The 17,950-nt window shown below is 44.5% G+C and carries 17 protein-coding genes; 14 read left to right on the plus strand and 3 right to left on the minus strand.

Features of this window, described 5'->3' with window-relative positions; genetic code table 11:
- Positions 1–19 precede the first annotated feature (19 nt).
- The 8 genes from mazG to yjgA all read left to right on the plus strand — a co-directional run bounded on the left by mazG (position 20) and on the right by yjgA (position 7,560).
- Positions 20–886 carry a nucleoside triphosphate pyrophosphohydrolase gene (mazG, locus tag CUR83_RS01480; protein WP_284718911.1) on the plus strand — a complete coding sequence of 289 codons (867 nt, stop codon included), beginning with the start codon at positions 20–22 and terminating at the stop codon, positions 884–886.
- Positions 870–1,262 carry a helix-hairpin-helix domain-containing protein gene (locus CUR83_RS01485; protein WP_284718912.1) on the plus strand — a complete coding sequence of 131 codons (393 nt, stop codon included), beginning with the start codon at positions 870–872 and terminating at the stop codon, positions 1,260–1,262. The genes mazG and CUR83_RS01485 overlap by 17 nt, the downstream gene beginning before the upstream one ends.
- 166 nt (positions 1,263–1,428) lie before the next feature.
- Positions 1,429–3,573 (plus strand): polynucleotide adenylyltransferase PcnB, encoded by a 2,145-nt coding sequence (pcnB, locus tag CUR83_RS01490; protein ID WP_071002561.1) that lies wholly within the window; start codon positions 1,429–1,431, stop codon positions 3,571–3,573.
- Positions 3,574–3,586: 13 nt separating this feature from the next.
- The gene (gene folK / locus CUR83_RS01495; protein WP_071002560.1) at positions 3,587–4,096 is read left to right on the plus strand and encodes a 2-amino-4-hydroxy-6-hydroxymethyldihydropteridine diphosphokinase; all 510 of its coding nucleotides are present in this window, start codon (positions 3,587–3,589) and stop codon (positions 4,094–4,096) included.
- 118 nt (positions 4,097–4,214) lie between these two features.
- The gene (panB, locus tag CUR83_RS01500; protein WP_071002559.1) at positions 4,215–5,015 is read left to right on the plus strand and encodes a 3-methyl-2-oxobutanoate hydroxymethyltransferase; all 801 of its coding nucleotides are present in this window, start codon (positions 4,215–4,217) and stop codon (positions 5,013–5,015) included.
- A 50-nt stretch (positions 5,016–5,065) separates the two neighbouring features.
- Entirely contained in the window at positions 5,066–5,968 is a 903-nt protein-coding gene (gene panC, locus CUR83_RS01505) for a pantoate--beta-alanine ligase (RefSeq protein ID WP_083328898.1), read from the plus strand.
- A gap of 50 nt (positions 5,969–6,018) precedes the next feature.
- A complete protein-coding gene (gene rapZ / locus CUR83_RS01510; protein WP_212564021.1) occupies positions 6,019–6,999 on the plus strand; it encodes an RNase adapter RapZ in 981 nt (326 codons plus the stop codon).
- Positions 7,000–7,047: 48 nt separating this feature from the next.
- Complete coding sequence (gene yjgA, locus CUR83_RS01515) at positions 7,048–7,560, plus strand: ribosome biogenesis factor YjgA (protein WP_071002557.1); 513 nt, start codon at positions 7,048–7,050, stop codon at positions 7,558–7,560.
- 95 nt (positions 7,561–7,655) lie between these two features.
- Here the strand turns inward: yjgA and CUR83_RS01520 are convergent, their stop codons facing one another.
- On the minus strand, positions 7,656–8,276 hold the full coding sequence (locus CUR83_RS01520; RefSeq protein ID WP_071002556.1) for a thiol:disulfide interchange protein DsbA/DsbL: 621 nt from the start codon (positions 8,274–8,276) through the stop codon (positions 7,656–7,658).
- Between the two features lie 500 nt (positions 8,277–8,776).
- Here CUR83_RS01520 and ubiG point away from each other — a divergent pair, with 500 nt between their 5' ends.
- From ubiG to CUR83_RS01545, 5 genes are all read left to right on the plus strand, one after another.
- The gene (gene ubiG, locus CUR83_RS01525; RefSeq protein WP_093069805.1) at positions 8,777–9,625 is read left to right on the plus strand and encodes a bifunctional 2-polyprenyl-6-hydroxyphenol methylase/3-demethylubiquinol 3-O-methyltransferase UbiG; all 849 of its coding nucleotides are present in this window, start codon (positions 8,777–8,779) and stop codon (positions 9,623–9,625) included.
- 69 nt (positions 9,626–9,694) lie between these two features.
- Positions 9,695–10,405, plus strand: a complete 711-nt coding sequence (locus CUR83_RS01530; RefSeq protein WP_186475273.1) for an HAD family hydrolase — start codon at positions 9,695–9,697, stop codon at positions 10,403–10,405.
- A gap of 98 nt (positions 10,406–10,503) precedes the next feature.
- On the plus strand, positions 10,504–11,340 hold the full coding sequence (locus CUR83_RS01535) for a YciK family oxidoreductase (protein WP_093069810.1): 837 nt from the start codon (positions 10,504–10,506) through the stop codon (positions 11,338–11,340).
- Positions 11,341–11,582: 242 nt separating this feature from the next.
- On the plus strand, positions 11,583–12,377 hold the full coding sequence (locus CUR83_RS01540; protein WP_025651116.1) for a substrate-binding domain-containing protein: 795 nt from the start codon (positions 11,583–11,585) through the stop codon (positions 12,375–12,377).
- Positions 12,378–12,554: 177 nt separating this feature from the next.
- Positions 12,555–12,821: a DksA/TraR family C4-type zinc finger protein gene (locus CUR83_RS01545; RefSeq protein ID WP_093069813.1), complete on the plus strand. Its 267-nt coding sequence runs from the start codon at positions 12,555–12,557 to the stop codon at positions 12,819–12,821.
- Positions 12,822–12,892: 71 nt separating this feature from the next.
- On the opposite strand, the gene CUR83_RS01550 is transcribed toward CUR83_RS01545, so the two are convergent.
- On the minus strand, positions 12,893–14,113 hold the full coding sequence (locus CUR83_RS01550; protein ID WP_284718913.1) for a CobW family GTP-binding protein: 1,221 nt from the start codon (positions 14,111–14,113) through the stop codon (positions 12,893–12,895).
- Positions 14,114–14,192: 79 nt separating this feature from the next.
- Positions 14,193–14,951 (minus strand): osmolarity response regulator transcription factor OmpR, encoded by a 759-nt coding sequence (ompR, locus tag CUR83_RS01555; protein ID WP_284718914.1) that lies wholly within the window; start codon positions 14,949–14,951, stop codon positions 14,193–14,195.
- Positions 14,952–15,327: 376 nt separating this feature from the next.
- On the opposite strand from ompR, the gene CUR83_RS01560 reads away from it, so the two are divergent.
- Positions 15,328–17,871: a Tex family protein gene (locus tag CUR83_RS01560; protein WP_186475271.1), complete on the plus strand. Its 2,544-nt coding sequence runs from the start codon at positions 15,328–15,330 to the stop codon at positions 17,869–17,871.
- The last annotated feature ends 79 nt before the right edge of the window (positions 17,872–17,950 follow it).

Genomic DNA, 17,950 nt, shown 5'->3' on the forward strand with positions numbered 1-17,950 from the left:
AGATATAAGAGTATTTCCTATGAGTATTTTAGACAATAAAATTACCGTACCTAAGCCCGTGCAAGGAACGCCAGAAGCAAGCGGTGAGTTTGATGATTTACTGGCTTTGATGGCTCGTCTACGAGCAGATTGTCCGTGGGATAGGAAACAGACCAACCATAGCCTTATTCCGTATGCCATTGAAGAAGCCTATGAGCTGGGCGAAGCAGTGCAAAGCGATGATGATGAAGATATCAAAGGTGAGCTGGGTGATGTCCTATTACAAGTCATCTTTCATTGTCAGATGTACGCTGAACAAGGGCGTTTTGATATGAGTGATGTCATTACGACTTTACAAGAAAAGCTGGTTCGCCGTCACCCTCATGTATTTGAAGCCGAAACGCTCAAGGACGATGCCGCAGTAAAAATACGCTGGGATGAAATTAAAGCGGAAGAGCAACAGGCACGCGAAGCACGAGGTAAGTCAAAACGTCGCTTAGATAACGTAAAAGCCGGTAGTGCTCTCATGCAGGCACAAAATGTACAAAAACAAGCGTCAACGCTGGGTTTTGATTGGGACGGTGTTACTGGTGCCGTCGAAAAGCTAGACGAAGAGATTGCCGAGCTAAAGCATGAGCTAACAGATAAATCTATAGTCGAGATCAAAGCCAATATCAGAGAGGTAGAAAAGGAATTAGGCGATTGCATGTTTGCGCTCGTCAATGTCGCACGTAAACTAAACCTTGATGCAGAAGCCGCTACCTTAACCTGCGTACATAAATTTAAATCACGTTTTGGTTATATTGAGGAGCAATTAGCATTAAGTGGTAAGCGTTTGGAGGACAGCGATATAACCGAAATGGATGGATTGTGGGAAGCGGCGAAACAACATGAACGCTCATCATAAAATTTCGTCTCACAGTTATATTTCGCCTAGCAGCTACACAGCAATGTCTATTGTTAGTCTTTTATGCGCTCTGCTGATGCTTAATAATGCCCACGCTGCTCCCTGTTTTGACAACCCTCAGCGCGCTTACGATTATCTGTTGGCACAAGAAAATGCCAAAATACAGGCACGAAATGAAGCCACCGTAAATATCAATCGTGCCAGTGAAGGCGAGCTGGTATCGCTGAATGGTATTGGCAGCAGTAAAGCCCAGGCGATTATTTTATATCGTGAAATGTTCGGTGAATTCAAAACAGTAGATGAGTTGGCAAAGGTGAAAGGTATTGGTGCAAAAACGCTTGAGAAAAATCGAAGACGCTTAAGTGTGCAAGATTAATAGCGGTATTTTGCATTAATCAATCCCAATATTGACAAAATAGCATGTAAGTAAATGTCATAACACACCCAGCACGTGCAAAATTTGTTAAACTAGCGGGTACATCCGCCTGATAAACGCTGTGTTATTCAGGGGTGGTTAAAGAATACCGGCGAGGAGTAGATGCATGGCCGAGCGTGCCGCCAAGCAGTTAGAACTGAACAAATCTGAATTACCCAATTCCATTACTGAAGTGATTGCCACATTGACCCGAGCTGGGTTTGATGCGTATATTGTTGGTGGCGGTGTGCGCGATACCTTATTGGGTCTGCGCCCAAAAGACTTTGACGCCGTGACTGATGCCAAGCCGCACGAGATTAAAGACGTCTTTGGCAAGCGTTGCCGTATCATCGGTCGCCGCTTCCAATTGGCACATGTATATTCAGGTCGCGAGTTAATCGAAGTGGCGACGTTTCGTGGTCCACCAACGAGCAATGCCAATACCAATCAGGACGGTATGATCCTGCGCGACAATGTGTGGGGCGATATCAAGCAAGACTTTGCCCGTCGTGACTTTTCTATCAACGCGCTTTATTATCAGCCGCTCAAAGGCGTGGTTCATGATTTCTGCGGTGCGCTTGATGATATTGATAATAGAATCATTCGTCTATTGGGTCATGCGCCAGTGCGTATCGAAGAAGATCCAGTAAGACTATTACGTGCGCTGCGATTTAAAGCCAAATTGGGCTTTGAGTTTGATGATGCGTTATCCGATCAGTTTCATGATGGTAATTGGGCGCTGCTTGAGCAGATATCGCCACATCGTCTCTACGATGAAACACAGAAGATGTTTACCGGTGGCTATCTAGTGCCACTGTTGCCACTATTGTTTGAGTCTGGCGCGATCGATAGCCTCATCATTTATCCACCAGCCGAGCCAAGCGCCTTAGTCAATCAAGTGGCCATCAATACCGACAAGCGTATTGCGGCAGGCAAAAGCATCAATCCAGCGTTCTTTTATGCGGCGCTATTGTGGGAAAACTATTTGCATCAATTGGCAAAAGCTAAAAAGCGCAATATGCCGTTTGCTGAAGCACAAATGCATGCCGCTGGTAAAGTCATTGACCGTCAACGCATCAAAACCGCTATTCCAAAATTTGCTGAGCAGTTTATCCGTGATATTTGGATATTGCAGCCAAAACTTGCGGCTCCGCGTAGCAAGCAAATCGTTCAGCTCTCTGAGCATCCGCGCTTTCGTGCGGGTTTTGACTTTTTATTATTGCGTGAGCAATGCGGTGATGCTGAGCATCCATTGTCAGAGTCGACGAATGGCATGGGCGAGTGGTGGCAGACGTATCAGACATTGTCTGAGCGAGAGCAGCAGCAAGCGATTGAAGCGTTCGACGAAAATATTCGCCGCGGTGCCTATAAAAAAGGGCAACGTAGCCGCGGACGCAACCGCCAAAAACCAGAAGCAAATATCACTGATCACTCACCATCTAATCAGAACAGTGCAAAACAAAGTAAAGCCAATACTAGTACTGATAAAGGTAGGAATGATCAGACAATGGTAAATGACCCATCAAATATCCCAGCACGTCGTCGTCGCGCTGCCAGTCAGACCAAAAACACTGGTAAAGAATATGATACGCAGCAAGTCAAGCAAGACAGTAATGAGCTTGCTCAGCTACAGCAGCTATCGCTTGCCAGTAATAACCAAGCGACAAACAAAGGCCATCACTCTAAACCTGCGCCACTGTTCGTTATAGAGCACGAAAAAGTTGTGCCACCGCTACAAAAGCAACTATTAGATGAGCAAGCATCGCAGCCGAAGCGCAAGAATGCACCTGTGCAAACGGATAAAGCTGATCATTCAGATAGTACTCAGTTGTCTAAAGCTAATTCGTCAGAGGTTAAGGCAACATCTGATCAGGTAAAACCAACTCGCTCAATCGCCAGATCGCCAGCGCTTGTCAGTATGAATAACGAGCCGATTCCGCACAAGCGTCGCCGTCGTCAGCCTACTGTTGATAGTACAAATAGTGTCGAGTTGCAAAGCAAAGCTGATAAAGAACAATCAACAGCGAAGTATGCGAGAAAAGCACTTAAGTCAGTAGCGTCATCAGCTAGTCCAGCTGATACTACAGAAGCAAAAACTGTAGCGCGTGAAGGGACAAAGAAAGCGGCTACACCAACAAAGGTCAAGAAACCAGTCAAAGCAAAGACTGAGCAAGTTAATAGTAATCAAGCGCCTGCTGTTAAAGTGACCGATGATAAAGGCCCTGTGCCATCAAAACGCCGTCGCCGTCAGCCTAGTACTGACAGTGCCTGATATGAATAACAGTATGAATGATAGTCACTGGGTTACCTGTTATGTGGGCCTAGGTAGCAATCTATCTAATGAGTTGGGCTCGCCTATAGACCATTTGCAGCAAGCGCTTGAAAGCATGAAAAAGAGTGAGAAAATACGCGAAATTAGCGTGTCTTCTTTTTATGCGTCAGCGCCAATGGGTCCACAAGACCAGCCAGACTTTATCAATGCGGTTGCTGGGTTTGAAACGGTAATGACGCCTTTTGAGCTGCTTAGTTTTTGTCAGCAGTTAGAAAGCATGGCCAAGCGGGCACGTTTGCGCCGCTGGGGTGAGCGTAGTCTAGATGTCGATATTTTACTATATGGTGATATGCAGATTGCCGAACCACAGCTAACGGTTCCGCACGTTGGACTATGCGAGCGTAATTTTGTATTAATACCACTGCGAGAGTTAGCGCCACATTTGACTATCGTAGAAACACCAATAGCTGATTACCCACAAAGTCATGATTGGACAGGCTTAAAATTATTATCAAACGACTGATCTGCAGTGGCTTATCATAACTGATTAAGTATCAGATACTTTTTATGATAGCTCACTAACGCTCGCTAAAATGATAGACATTGATAATTAAAGGCATTGCAAGTTAATTGAGGGTCATATGACAACATTATCTACGTTGAATAAATTTAAAAAAGAGGGTACTAAGTTTACTTGCTTGACGTGCTATGACTCAATGTTTGCACGGATGATGGATAAGGCACAGATCGATACGATTTTGATTGGTGATAGTCTAGGTATGGTCGTGCAAGGCCATGACTCAACACTACCTGTAACCGTCAATGATATGGCCTATCACACAGCCAATATCGCTCGTAGTAATAAACACGCTTTGATATTGGCTGACCTGCCGTTCATGAGTTATGTGACGTTGCCAGAAGCCATTGCCAATAGCCGCCAATTGATGCAAGCAGGGGCGCATGTGATTAAGGTCGAAGGCGGTAGTGAGCTCTGTGAATTGGTGACGACTTTAGCGCAAGCAGGAACGCCTACTTGTGTACATCTTGGTTTGACTCCGCAATCGGTCAATGTCTTTGGCGGCTATAAGATTCAAGGCCGCGGTGACGAAGCGGCTGACAAATTGCTCGCTGATGCTAAGGCAGTGGTTGATGCTGGTGCAGCGCTTTTGGTGCTAGAGTGTGTGCCGGCAGCACTTGCCAAAACAGTGACAGATGCTGTTGCTGTACCAGTCATTGGCATCGGTGCAGGCGCAGATACTGATGGTCAGGTACTGGTGATGCATGACATGTTGGGCATGGTACACGGTCGTGTGCCACGTTTTGTACATGACTTTTTGACCGATGAGCGCAATCATGCACGCAGTATTGAAGGGGCTTTTGCGTTATATCAGCAATCAGTACGTGAGGGCAGCTTTCCAACTGAACAGCATCAATTTAGCTAATCTATTTGAGCTTTCAAATATCAGAATATTGAAATATAAGAAAAACTACCATGTCTCCAATTATTTATCATGATATCCCATCACTACGTGCAGCGCTTCAGCCTTATCGTGGTCACCAAATTGACAAACAAGACCGTCAGCAGCGTATTGCGTTAGTACCAACAATGGGTAATCTGCATCAGGGTCATATAGAGCTGGTAAAAATTGCTAAACAGCATGCGGATATCATCGTCGTGAGTATTTTTGTCAATCCTACTCAGTTCGGTGTGGGCGAGGATTTTGATAGTTATCCGCGTACACTAGACGAGGATGTGGCTAAGCTTGCCACTGTTGGTGCAGATTATGTGTTTGCGCCAAGCGTTGATGCGATGTACCCAGTATTACCACCACCGACTACTGTATTAGCTGGCGCTATTAGTAGCCAACTATGTGGTCAATCACGTCCTGGTCATTTTGATGGCGTTGGTATCGTTGTCTCTAAGCTTTTCAACATTGTGCAACCAGATGTGGCGATATTTGGCCAAAAAGACTATCAGCAGCTGGCTATTATTAAGCAGTTGGTGCGTGATTTGAGCTACCCAATTGAGATTATTGGTGCACCTATTATTCGTGCTGATGATGGGCTAGCGCTCTCCTCACGTAATCAATACTTAACCGAATCTGAGCGACAAGTTGCGCCTATACTGCATCGAGAGCTACAAGATTTGGCAGAGCAGTTGAAAGGTGGTGGTATTAGTCAGCAAGCGTTTGAATCATTACTAAAAGACAAGCGTACACGCATTAGTGATGCAGGTTTTACGATCGATTATCTAGAAGTAAAAACTGAAGCGCTGGGTTCTGTCGTAAGTGACTCTACAACTTTCAATATAGAAAATAAAAACATTGTTATTTTGGTTGCAGCATGGCTGGGACGCGCACGTTTATTGGATAATCAGTTAGTAGTGGTGGGGTAAGCCCTTTGGTACATAATGTATCGGATGCAATGAACTAGAATGGGTAGATCATGAATATGAATCAGGATCAAAGCGAGAATCAAGCTGCATCGACAACGCCAAAAATATCAGCGTCAAAAATATCAACGGATAAACTCAGTATCTTAGTGGTATCAGGACGTTCAGGCTCAGGAAAAACCTCAGTACTGAATATCTTAGAGGATTTAGGTTACTACTCTATTGATAATCTACCGTTGTCTTTATTGCCGAGCGCCGCGCACAAGCTGGTAAAAGAGAGCGGTATCAATCGCATTGCCCTTGGCGTTGATATTCGAACGCCGCGCGCGGATCTGTCCAATTTTGCAGCAACCTATGCAGCATTAAAAGACACTTACGGCAGACAAGCTGTTCAAGTATTATATGTGACCGCGCAGGAGAGCACCCTGATAGCGCGTTTCAATGCGACGCGCCGTGTACATCCACTCATGTCTCAGGATGTCGATAGTGACAATGCAAACCATGTCGTATTCAATCTACCTGCCGCGATCAAAAAAGAAGTTGAGCTGTTAAAGCCCATCTCTAGTCAAGCAGATATCAAGATCGATACAACGACTTTAAATATTCATCAGTTAAAAGACAGGTTACGCGAACACATTGGCATGGACAATCAGATTGTGATCAATCTGTTATCCTTTGGCTTTAAGCATGGCAGTCCGATTGATGCTGATTTTGTATTTGATGTTAGGATTTTGCCCAATCCACATTGGAATCCTGAGCTGCGTGCCTCGACAGGGCTTGATGCTGAAGTCAGCGCATTTTTCGCTGATTACCCTGAAGTGGCTGAAATGCTAGATGATATCGATAAGTTTTTGACACGTTGGCTACCAGAGTTTTTGCATAATAATCGTCATACAGTGACCGTTGCGATCGGTTGTACCGGCGGTAAGCATCGTTCAGTATTCATCACCGATCATCTACAGCGTCGTCTCGCTAAGGCAATGCCATCAGGCGTCAAAGTATTGGCAAAGCACCGTGAAAAAAGTCGTTGGTAGTTATATTCAGCACTATTAATTTATTACTTATTATTTTGGAAAGCTTTTATGATTGACTGGTCAGAACAAGATATGCGCGTTTCGCGCACAGAGCTCAAAAAAGCCCATGAGCGCTTACAGCAGTTATCCATACCACTCGCTAGCCTCTCAAAAAAGCAGTTAAAAACGTTGCCAGCCAGTGATTATTTTATGGCGGAGCTCATGGCATTAGCTGACATTACTAGCGCCAATGCTCGTAACCGTCAGACCAAACGCGTCGGTAAGCTCATCAGCGAAGAAAATCGCCATGAGCTGGTCAAGGCATTGTTTGATGCGTTTTTCCCTAAAGAGCAGGTGTCTAAAATTGAAAGTTGGTACGATCGTCTAAATATCAATGATGAGGGCACGCTCAAGCAATTTGTCAAACAATACAAAGCCTCTGAACATAATAGTATGTATCAGTTACTATTGTGGATTGAATACGCCAAGCATATGCAAGATGATGAGCTAATGGCAGAATCCAAAGCAGACTTGGCAAGCTATATTCGCGAAGTGGCGATCTTGTCGCAATTGAAAAAATAGATATACGATAGTAATATCGACTAGATTTTAGAACGCAAAAAAGCCAATCAATGATTGGCTTTTTTGTATGCGCTGTATAAGCTTGTATATAGAGGCTATTTTTTCTCAGCGCGAGCTTTATCGACTAGATATTCAACCACTTTAGGCACCTTAGCATCTTCACCTGTGACCACATATTTGCCTTGTACGACTACAGCAGGTACGCCAGTAAGCTGATAGCGCTTAGCGCCTTCTTGTGAGCGCCCGATTTTGGTACCGACAGCAAATGAGTTGTAAAGACTGTTGAATTTCTTCTCATTCACGCCTTTTGATGCGTACCATTTACTCAATGATGATTGATCAAACAGTTTTTTGCCATCTTTGTGGATCGCGTCAAACAAGGCAGAATGGGTTTTGTCTTCGAACCCTAAAAGCTGAGCCGCATAAAAACCACGAGCATTGGCTTCCCAAACAGGGTTAAGTGCTGCTGGTGTTTTAAAGAATACGACATCTTTGTCTTTAGTCTTTGCCCATTTCTCCATATGTGGATCAAGCACATTACAGTGCGGGCAGCCATACCAGAAAAACTCACGAACAATAATAGCATCACCGCTGATGGTCTCTGGATTGTCTAGCACACGATAATCTTTTCCAGCGACATAGTCTGCAGCTTGTGCGCCCATAGAAGCAAGTCCAATGGCCATTGCCAGACCAGTCAATGTAATGACACGTTTCATACTTTATCCTTAAGATGTAGGGATTTAGAGTTTGTTAAAGGGTTTGTGTATCTATGGCGCTTATAATACATGATATCTGAGCGAGAAGAATTTCAATATACTTAAGTGACATAATATTGAGGTATCGACTATGATAACGTAAAACGTGGGCGCTTGTGAATCGGATTCTTAACCGACAGTTGTAAAGCTGTTAGCTATTATTTAAGGTATCTTACTTACGCTGCTTTGTATTTTTATCAATATTATCCGCTCATTTATATTTTTAGATCAGATCTCTCTATACTAGGAGTAATTGTCGATAATATGAATGAATATTTTTATAATAGGCCGTGTAAGGGTGCTATTACAAAGCAGCTGGCACACAAACTTAGGTGCTTGCCCAGTCTATTCACAATCAGTGACGATGTACTTACGACAAAGAAGCTGCGCTCATGATAATATTGAACACATAATCGTGCACCTTCTACGATAATAACGATAACGACAACAAAGGAAATACTATGAGCTCAGCCTTAGCTTCTTCGCCATCATCGAGCGATACAACCAAAAACCGCTTCGATGATACAGTAACGAATACGATCAACGTCGATCCCAGCGAAGTCGAAAAATTTAACAACTTGGCGAGTGAATGGTGGAGCAATACAGGTGCATTTGCAACCTTACATGAAATCAATCCATTACGCTTAAATTGGATAGAAGAAAACGTCAAACGGGGCTATCAAAACGACACTAACAATGGCAACAACACTGGCGCGATCAAAACAGCAGAGCAAGGGCTCTCTGGTAAAAAGGTACTGGATGTCGGCTGCGGCGGTGGCATATTGTCGGAATCTATGGCGCGTCGCGGTGCGGATGTGACAGGGATTGATTTGGGCACTGAAAACCTCAAGGCCGCAACCGTACATGCCTCACAGGGCGGGTTAGAGAACACATTGCGCTATCAGCATATTCCAGTTGAAGAGCTAGCAAGAACGCATGCAGGTCAGTTCGATGTGGTGACCTGTATGGAGATGCTTGAGCACGTGCCTGATCCTAGCTCAATTGTACAGGCGTGTTATGAGCTACTAGCCCCTGGCGGCGTCTGCGTGCTCTCAACCATCAATCGCAACCCAAAATCGTATTTGTTTGCCATCGTTGGGGCAGAGTATGTGCTGCGATTGCTTGATCGCGGTACGCATGATTATGCCAAATTTATCACGCCAGCTGAGCTAGACAAAATGGCCATCAATATAGGATTTGCACGCCAAGATATCATCGGTTTGCATTACAATCCCTTGACCAAGCGTTATTGGCTTGCTCAAAATGTCGATGTCAATTATATGATCGCCGTTCAAAAGCCAATGGGTTAACATTGTCAGTGACCAGCGATATCCATTGTAATTTTACTAAACACGTTATCAATCTCAAGAGCATCCACTATGAGCCAATTTGTAAAAGCTGTTTTATTTGACCTTGATGGCACGTTAATCGATACTGCTGCAGATTTTGTGCGTATCATTGGTAAAATGAGCCTTGAAAATAATTGGCAAGCGCCGCTTGAGACAGATATTCGTGAGCAAGTCTCTGCGGGTGCATCCGCTATGGTGCAATTAATGCTCAGACATAACGATCAGCTAGAGGTTGGCGAGGACGAGTTACTTAATTTTCGTCAACAGTTCCTAGATGACTATGAGGCAGATATTTGTGTCGATAGCTGCTTGTTTGATAGCCTTGACGCGGTGCTGGCAGATTTAGAGAGCAAAGGCGTACCGTGGGGGATTGTCACCAACAAGCCCCGCTATCTGGCAGAAAAACTGCTCAATAAAATGCAACTTGATGAGCGCTGTGCCGCTTTGGTCTGTCCAGACGATGTATCACGCTCAAAACCGGATCCTGAGCCGATGTATATGGCCCTAGAGAAACTGGGCATCCCTCGCGGTGCTGCTGGCTCTGTGCTGTATGTGGGCGATCATATCCGTGATATTGAAGCGGGCAACGCCGCTGGCATGCCAACCATTTTGGCCGCTTATGGTTATATTCCGCCTGAAGATCAAAAAACGCTAAAGAAGTGGGGAGCTGACTATATTGTTGAGACCCCTGAGCAGTTGAAAAAATTGCTGCTTTCTTCTGGCAAATTTGAGTATTTATAGACTGGTTTTTGGGTAGTAAATGGTCAGTATGAGTCATCTTGAGTTCATACTGATAAGCATATATTTTAATGATTCAACGATAAGTAGTGAGTAATACCATGAGTGACAATATCAATCAGCCAGCTAATCAGACAAACAACCAAAAAAACGTTCAAAGTCTTACTCAACCTTTGACTCATGACGATATTCGCAATTTTGTGCCACCTACTCATTGTCTAGATGGAAAAACTATCTTAGTGACAGGTGCAGGGGATGGCATTGGCCGTGTTGCAGCATTAACCTATGCTCGCTATGGCGCTACAGTATTACTACTAGGTCGTACCAGCAGCAAGCTCGAGTATGTCTATGACGAGATTGAGAGCCTTGGCGGTAAACAGCCTGCTATGTTGCCGATGAATCTAGAAGGGGCGACCTATGCTGAAATGCAGCAGCTAGAAGGATTGATTGATAAAGAAGTTGGTCAGCTGGATGGTATTTTGCATAATGCGGGTGTGCTTGGGCAATTGACGCCACTTGAGATGTATGACGTTGATACATTCGCTCAAGTCATGAAGGTCAACTTTACAGCGACCTTTATGCTCACCCAAGCATTGCTACCACTGCTAAAAGATGCCGATCATGGCTCTATCGTCTTTACGTCTAGCACTGTAGGTACGCACCCTCGTGCGTTTTGGGGCGCTTATGCGCTATCAAAACAAGCGATTGAAGGTATGAGTGATATCTTCACGCAAGAAACTCAAAACACCACCAACCTGCGCTTTAACTGTGTCAATCCGGGTGCTACTCGCACCAATATGCGCGCTCATGCTTATCCAGGGGAGAACCCTATGAGCTTAAAAACACCTGAAGATATTATGGCAGGCTACGTCTGTTTGATGAGTGATGCCAGTATTGGGGTGCGCGGGCAAGTTGTTGAGTTGCAGCCAAAAGATTAAGAGGTGTTACTTAAACTTGCATGAATACAAAGCGTAAAAGTAATTTGGGTAGCTATAGTTGATACTAAATGAAATAGATGCGTCGTACTAGGATGCGAAACTGGTATAAATTTTCTTTAGTTGCTTGATGTGCTAATAGAAGCTACAAAAAATATATACCAACAGCAAGATATCTGTTTTATAGTAAATACGACTCTGTTTTTTGTCAAAACTACCAATGATTTTTACTTAGGATAATACTTATGAATAAGTCCATTGCTGCTGCATGTGTGCTGCTAAGTTGTACTTCAGCTTTTGCGCAAACCACGCTTTTTGATCCTTCCATCGAGCACAATCCTCAGGATGGTGTCATAAAGCTGTATGGAGCAGGTGGCCCACATACCGCTTTAAGAAAAGTGGCAGATGTCTGGGAAAAGCAAGGTGGTACCAAGGTAGAATTAATAGCAGGACCTGAAGACAAATGGTCGGCTGACGCTCAAGCTGATGCCGATGCTCTGTGGGGAACTTCTGAGCAATCAATGACTGCATTTCTTGAGACATACGAAACTTTTGATCATGAAAAAGTTGAACCCATTTATATCCGACCAGCAATCATAGCTGTACAAAAAGGAAATCCTAAAAATATACGTAGCTTTGATGATTTATTAGCTAAGGGGATTAAAATAGTTGTGACCGAAGGTAAAGGAACATATAACACTTCGGGTACTGGAGTTTGGGAGGATCTCGCAGGACGCAAAGGAAGCTTAAACGATATTGCTCGTTTTCGAGATAATATAGTAGCGTATTCTTTAGGATCTGGAGCCAGTTTTAAAGCATTTAAAGATGAAAAAGCAGATGCTTGGATAACTTGGCCGAATTGGCCGCTTAATAATTCCAAAGATATGGACATGGTTAGTATAGATAAGGATCGAGCTATCTGGCGTGATTTAAACATCGTTGTATCACCAAAAGCTGATCCTCAAACAAAAGATTTTCTTAACTTTTTAATCACTAAAAAAGGACAAAAAATCATGAAAACAGAAGGGTGGCAACGCTGAGTAGAAGGTTTTAGGCATACACTCTTAAAAAGTAAATACCCTAAATATAATTCTCACTAATCGTTCAAACACATTTGTTATTTGCATATTGTAATTAGCAATAACCACCCCATCTATTTGTTATTAAAGAATTTATCTATAAAGCAATGATCATTAAAAAATAAATAGGATGGGATTATGGCAGGTGGCTGGTCAAGAGATGGTGCTGAGCATGAGCAAATGGATGCAACGGTCAATGATGCGTTAGAGCGCGCAAGACGCTCATTGCCAACAGGTGTGAGTGCAGAGTTTTGTGACGAATGCGCTAATTCTATTCCGGAGGCGCGGCGACTAGCGTTGCCTGGTATCCAGCATTGCGTCAGTTGTCAGACAGCGCTTGAGCAAGAGGCAAAGGCGGTGGAGCTATTTAATCGTCGCGGCAGTAAAGACAGCCAATTGCGCTAAAAGGAAGAAGAAAGCAAAAGAGCGGGCATTGCTAGATAACATAGCAATGCCCGCCCTTTTTCTGTCTGTTGCTATATAACCATTGCCATCAGTTCGCGATCGCAATCCTCCCAATTTATAGAAGCTGCTGACGCTTTGGCATCATGTTCAGTTTCTGTTTTTTCTGTAGCTGTATCGACAGCATTGCCTAGTTGCAAAATGATTTCTAGCCGACTATCAGTCTGTGGATCGATTGTTTTGATGGTTAGACTACCAGGGTTAAAATTGATCTGCAGCCAGCCATCAGAAGTATGAACCACGCCTTTGATACGTTGCCAGTTTGGCAAATTCAATAACCAATTCTGTAAATCGTCAGCGTTTAGTATGTAGTGTGCAGGTAATCGCCATCCAGCCAACTGAAAATCCTGCTGCTCTTCATGATAGCGATAGGGCAGATCACTATTAGCACTAGCCTGAGCTTCTGTCTCATCGGTAGATGAACTCGATGATGGTACAGTTGCTAAACAATGGGTTTGAGACTGCAAGCCGATCATCGGTTTGTGAAGATGAGTGATACTGATTTTACGTTGATTTGCGATGATATGGCTGGGCTTATTCAGTTGGTCGTTTAAAGTAAACGAGTATGCATCTGCTACAAGTTTATTTGCTACAAACTTATCTGATGAGTATGTTGTCTCAGCTACCGTTAGTTCAGATACTGCCCAAATGATTTTCACTTGTGAATTTAGCTTGGCTATCCATTCTACCAAGGTGTGTTTTTCGCTACTACTTAGTTGATCATAGCGATTGACGATCAGCACATCGGCATCACGCACATGCGCTTGAAAACCCTCATGGTCACGATACTTAATCTGTTGCCACTGCTCGCCACTCAGTACAGTTATCACCGCATTCATCTGTAGTGCGGTTTGCCAATGCGGCGCACTGAGCTGTAATATCAGCTCGCGTGGATGTGCCAATCCTGTGGGTTCAATAAGCAGTCTTCGCGGGTGATGGTCATTAAGCAGACGACTGATCGCAATTTGTAAGGGCAGTTGACTGGTACAGCAAATACAGCCGCCACTGACTTCACGCATGGCGATATTCTGTTGCTCAAGATCGTTGTTATCTTGAGAGCTTGCCAATAGTGCACCATCAATACCGATACGGCCAAACTCATTGATTAATAGCGCCCAGCGCTCGTCATTAGATTTTGTGGCAAGCAGCTGATTGATGACGGTGGTTTTGCCAGCACCTAAAAACCCTGTCACTAATGTGCAGGGTATGTTTTGAAAAATAATAGGGTTTTTCACAGGTATACTCATCATATCGGCACGTATTTATGAATAACCAAACACGGCCTATATTAAAAGAAATGTCATCAGTCAAAGGTTATTCACTCTTGACGGTTTCTACCTCAGCTTCATCAGGAACGAATACATAGCCCACACCCCAAACCGTTTGAATATAACGGGCTTGTGAAGGGTTGTCTTCAATCAAGCGACGCAAGCGTGATACTTGCACATCGATAGAGCGCTCCATCGCACCCCACTCACGACCACGAGCAAGGTTCATCAACTTGTCACGGGTCAACGGCTCACGTGGATGTTGAACTAAAGCCTTTAACACCGAAAACTCACCTGTCGTCAAAGTGACGACATTCCCATCACGTTTGAGCGAGCGAGTCGATAGATCTAGTGTCCATGGACCAAATTCAACCACTTCTAATTGGTGACTTGGTGCCCCTGGAAGCTCACGGTTCTGACGACGCAACACGGCTTTGATACGCGCCAATAGCTCTTTTGGGTTAAACGGCTTAGGCAGGTAATCATCTGCACCCGCTTCCAAACCTGCGATACGGTCAGCATCGCCACCTTTAGCAGTCAGCATAATGATCGGAATATCCGCATTGTCCGCACGTAGGCGCTTACAGATGCTAATACCGTCTTCGCCCGGTAGCATCAAATCTAACACAACCAAAGAGAAGAGCTCACGTTGCATGAGTTTGTCCATCTGACTACCATCATGGGCAGTACGAACGACAAAACCATCGTCTTCTAAGAAGCGCTGTAGCAAAGAGCGCAGGCGAGCGTCATCATCGACAACTAAAATACGCTGAGTCAAAGTATCGGGGCTGTTGTTATCAGTCATACAGGCATCCTCTTATAAAAATTATTGTTAGCAGAAATGACGAGTAAAAAGCGATGAGTAAAACACTGCCATTAATTATCGTTATTTAATGATGGATCAAAACAAGCACGTCATAAAACCAAAAACTATTGTTCAATATATCAGCACATCTCAATATTTGTGCTATGGATACTTTAGTGTATAAGATTGCACTGCGAATTGCATCACTCATAAGAATAAATGCTGTATGCGTTTGTTTAACAAGGCTACAGAACGTTTGATATAAAACGTTTTATGCCGCAAAACAGGCGATAATTAACGAAAAGATAAAAAGGATTTTTATTCATGCAGCTTTTGCTATAATGCAAAACTACATTTCTCAACGATTGATACGTATATGAGTAGCACTGATACCTTAACGTCATCTCAAACCTCGACAAATGCACAGGTTTTGGATGCAACCACACACGCGAATATTCACGACAAGCTTGCTCGCGCGCTTGGCATTAAGACTGCTCAAGTCAATGCGTTTGTGAAGCTTTATGATGAAGGCGCAACGGTTCCTTTCATTGCGCGTTACCGCAAAGAAAAAACGCAAAACCTTGACGACGCACAGCTGCGTGCTCTCGAGAAGTCTTTGAATTATGAGCGTGACATGGCCACCCGTCGCCTCAAAATCACTGAGCTACTGAGCACACAGGGCAATTTGACCGATGAGCTACAGACGCGTATCGATAACGCGACGTCTAAGCTTGAGCTTGAAGACATCTATCTGCCATATCGTCCGCGTCGTCGTTCACCGGCTGCCAAAGCACGTGCCGCTGGACTCGATGCTGCTGCGCAAGCTGTCTTGACGCAAGAGATCACCCCGACAGAGGCGCTGGCTGATTATCAAGTTCAGTCAAGTATCACTGATGATAGTGGTAATGAGATCGACGTTGACTTTAGCGATATCGACAAGCAGCTTGCTGGTGTGCAAGCCATTATCGTTGATGAGTGGACGCAAGCATTGGGGTTGTTGGACAACTTACGCAATGGTTTTGCCAAAACTGCCAGTATCGTATCGAGCGTTGCGAGCGAAGAAAAGCGTGAAGTTGGCGAAAAGTTCAAAGACTACTTTGAGCATAGCGAAAGCCTGGCTCGACTGCCAAACCATCGCCTATTAGCGATGTTACGTGGTCGTCAAGAAAACGTCTTGGGTCTAAAAATCGAAGGCGAAGACGCACCATTTATCGAAAAAATTATCAATCATTTCGATGTCGATGCCAAAGCGCCAGCAGCACGCCGTGAGTTTTTGACAGAGGCGGCCAGTAGTTTGTGGAAAGACAAATGGCGTCCACATATCGAGCACCGCTTACTGACCGAAAAGCGCCTAGCTGCAGAAGCAGATGCGATTGATGTGTTCGCTAGTAACTTACAGCATTTATTGATGGCTGCACCAGCAGGCTCTAAAGTGATCTTAGGTGTCGATCCTGGTATCCGTCATGGCGTAAAAATGGCCATTGTGGATGCGCAAGGTCATGTCATGTCAGATAGCGAAGAAAAACCTGTCATCGCGACGGTTTATCCGTTTGCCCCTGACAACAAAATGGATGAAGCCAAAAAAGTCATTGATGAGCTATTAAGTACTTATGATGTTGATTTGGTCGCTATCGGTAATGGTACGGCAAGTCGCGAAACCGATGCAATGATTAAAGAGATTTTGGCCGCGAACGCTGCACTTAAAGCCAAAGCTGTCATCGTCAATGAATCAGGCGCTTCCGTCTATTCGGCGAGCGAGCTTGCTAGTGATGAGCTTGCCAATTTAGACGTGTCGGTGCGCGGTGCGGTGTCTATCGCACGTCGCTTGCAAGATCCGTTATCAGAGCTTGTCAAAGTCGATCCAAAAGCCATCGGTGTAGGTCAGTATCAGCACGACGTGAACCAAAACCAGCTGGCAGATAGTCTTGATAAAGTGACTCAAGATAGCGTGAATGCGGTTGGTGTGGATGTGAATACAGCGAGTCCTGCTATTTTGGCACATATCGCGGGTCTGAACCGTAATGTGGCGCAGCAAATCGTGACTTATCGCCGCGAGCACGGGGCATTTGATAGCCGTGAAGCACTCAAAAATGTTCCACGTCTAGGCGCTAAGACGTTTGAGCAAGCAGCAGGTTTCTTACGTATTCGTAATGGTAGCAATCCATTAGATGCAACGGGCGTGCATCCAGAGAGCTATGCCTTGGTTGATAGCTTACTCGCACAAGCCGGCAAGCCTTTATCAGAAGTCATCGGTAACGATGGTGTACTGAATGCTATCGATACGACTGCGCTGGCTGCTAACGATGATAATGTCAGCGTAAAAGCGATTATCGAAGAGCTTGCTAAACCTGCACGCGATCCACGTCCTGAATTTAAAACGGCTAACTTCCGTGATGATGTCAATAGCATCAAAGATTTGAGCGAAGGTATGCAGCTTGAAGGCGTGGTCACTAACGTAACGGCTTTTGGTTGTTTCGTTGATGTCGGTGTACATCAGGATGGTTTGGTCCATATCTCTCAGATGGCCAATGACTTTGTCGCAGATCCCATGAACCGCGTCAAACCTGGTGATATCGTATCGGTTCGTGTTATTTCTATCGATGAAAAACGTGGTCGTATCGGATTTAGTATGAAGCCTGAGTCTGAAAAACCTGTCCGTACGGCTGCTAAGTCTACTGCAACCAGTACAGATGGTGAAAAAGTGAGCCGTCCACGCCGTAATCAGGCGAATAGTGACCGTGCAAATAATAGTCGTTCTGCTGCTGATCAGCGTTCGTCTAAGCCACGTGGTAAACGTCAGGATAATACGAATAGTAACCGTAGCAAACCGATCAAAAACGATAAAGCGCAAGCACCTAGTAAAATGGGTACACTTGGCGCCTTGTTACAAGAAGCTGGCGTGACTAAAACTAAGAAATAGCCAAAATTTATAGCCGTGTGCAACAAAAAAGGCAGCCAATTGGCTGCCTTTTTATATGTCACTTATTGATAGTAGTAAA

It is taken from the genome of Psychrobacter pocilloporae, assembly GCF_029872915.1.
Taxonomy (GTDB): domain Bacteria; phylum Pseudomonadota; class Gammaproteobacteria; order Pseudomonadales; family Moraxellaceae; genus Psychrobacter; species Psychrobacter pacificensis.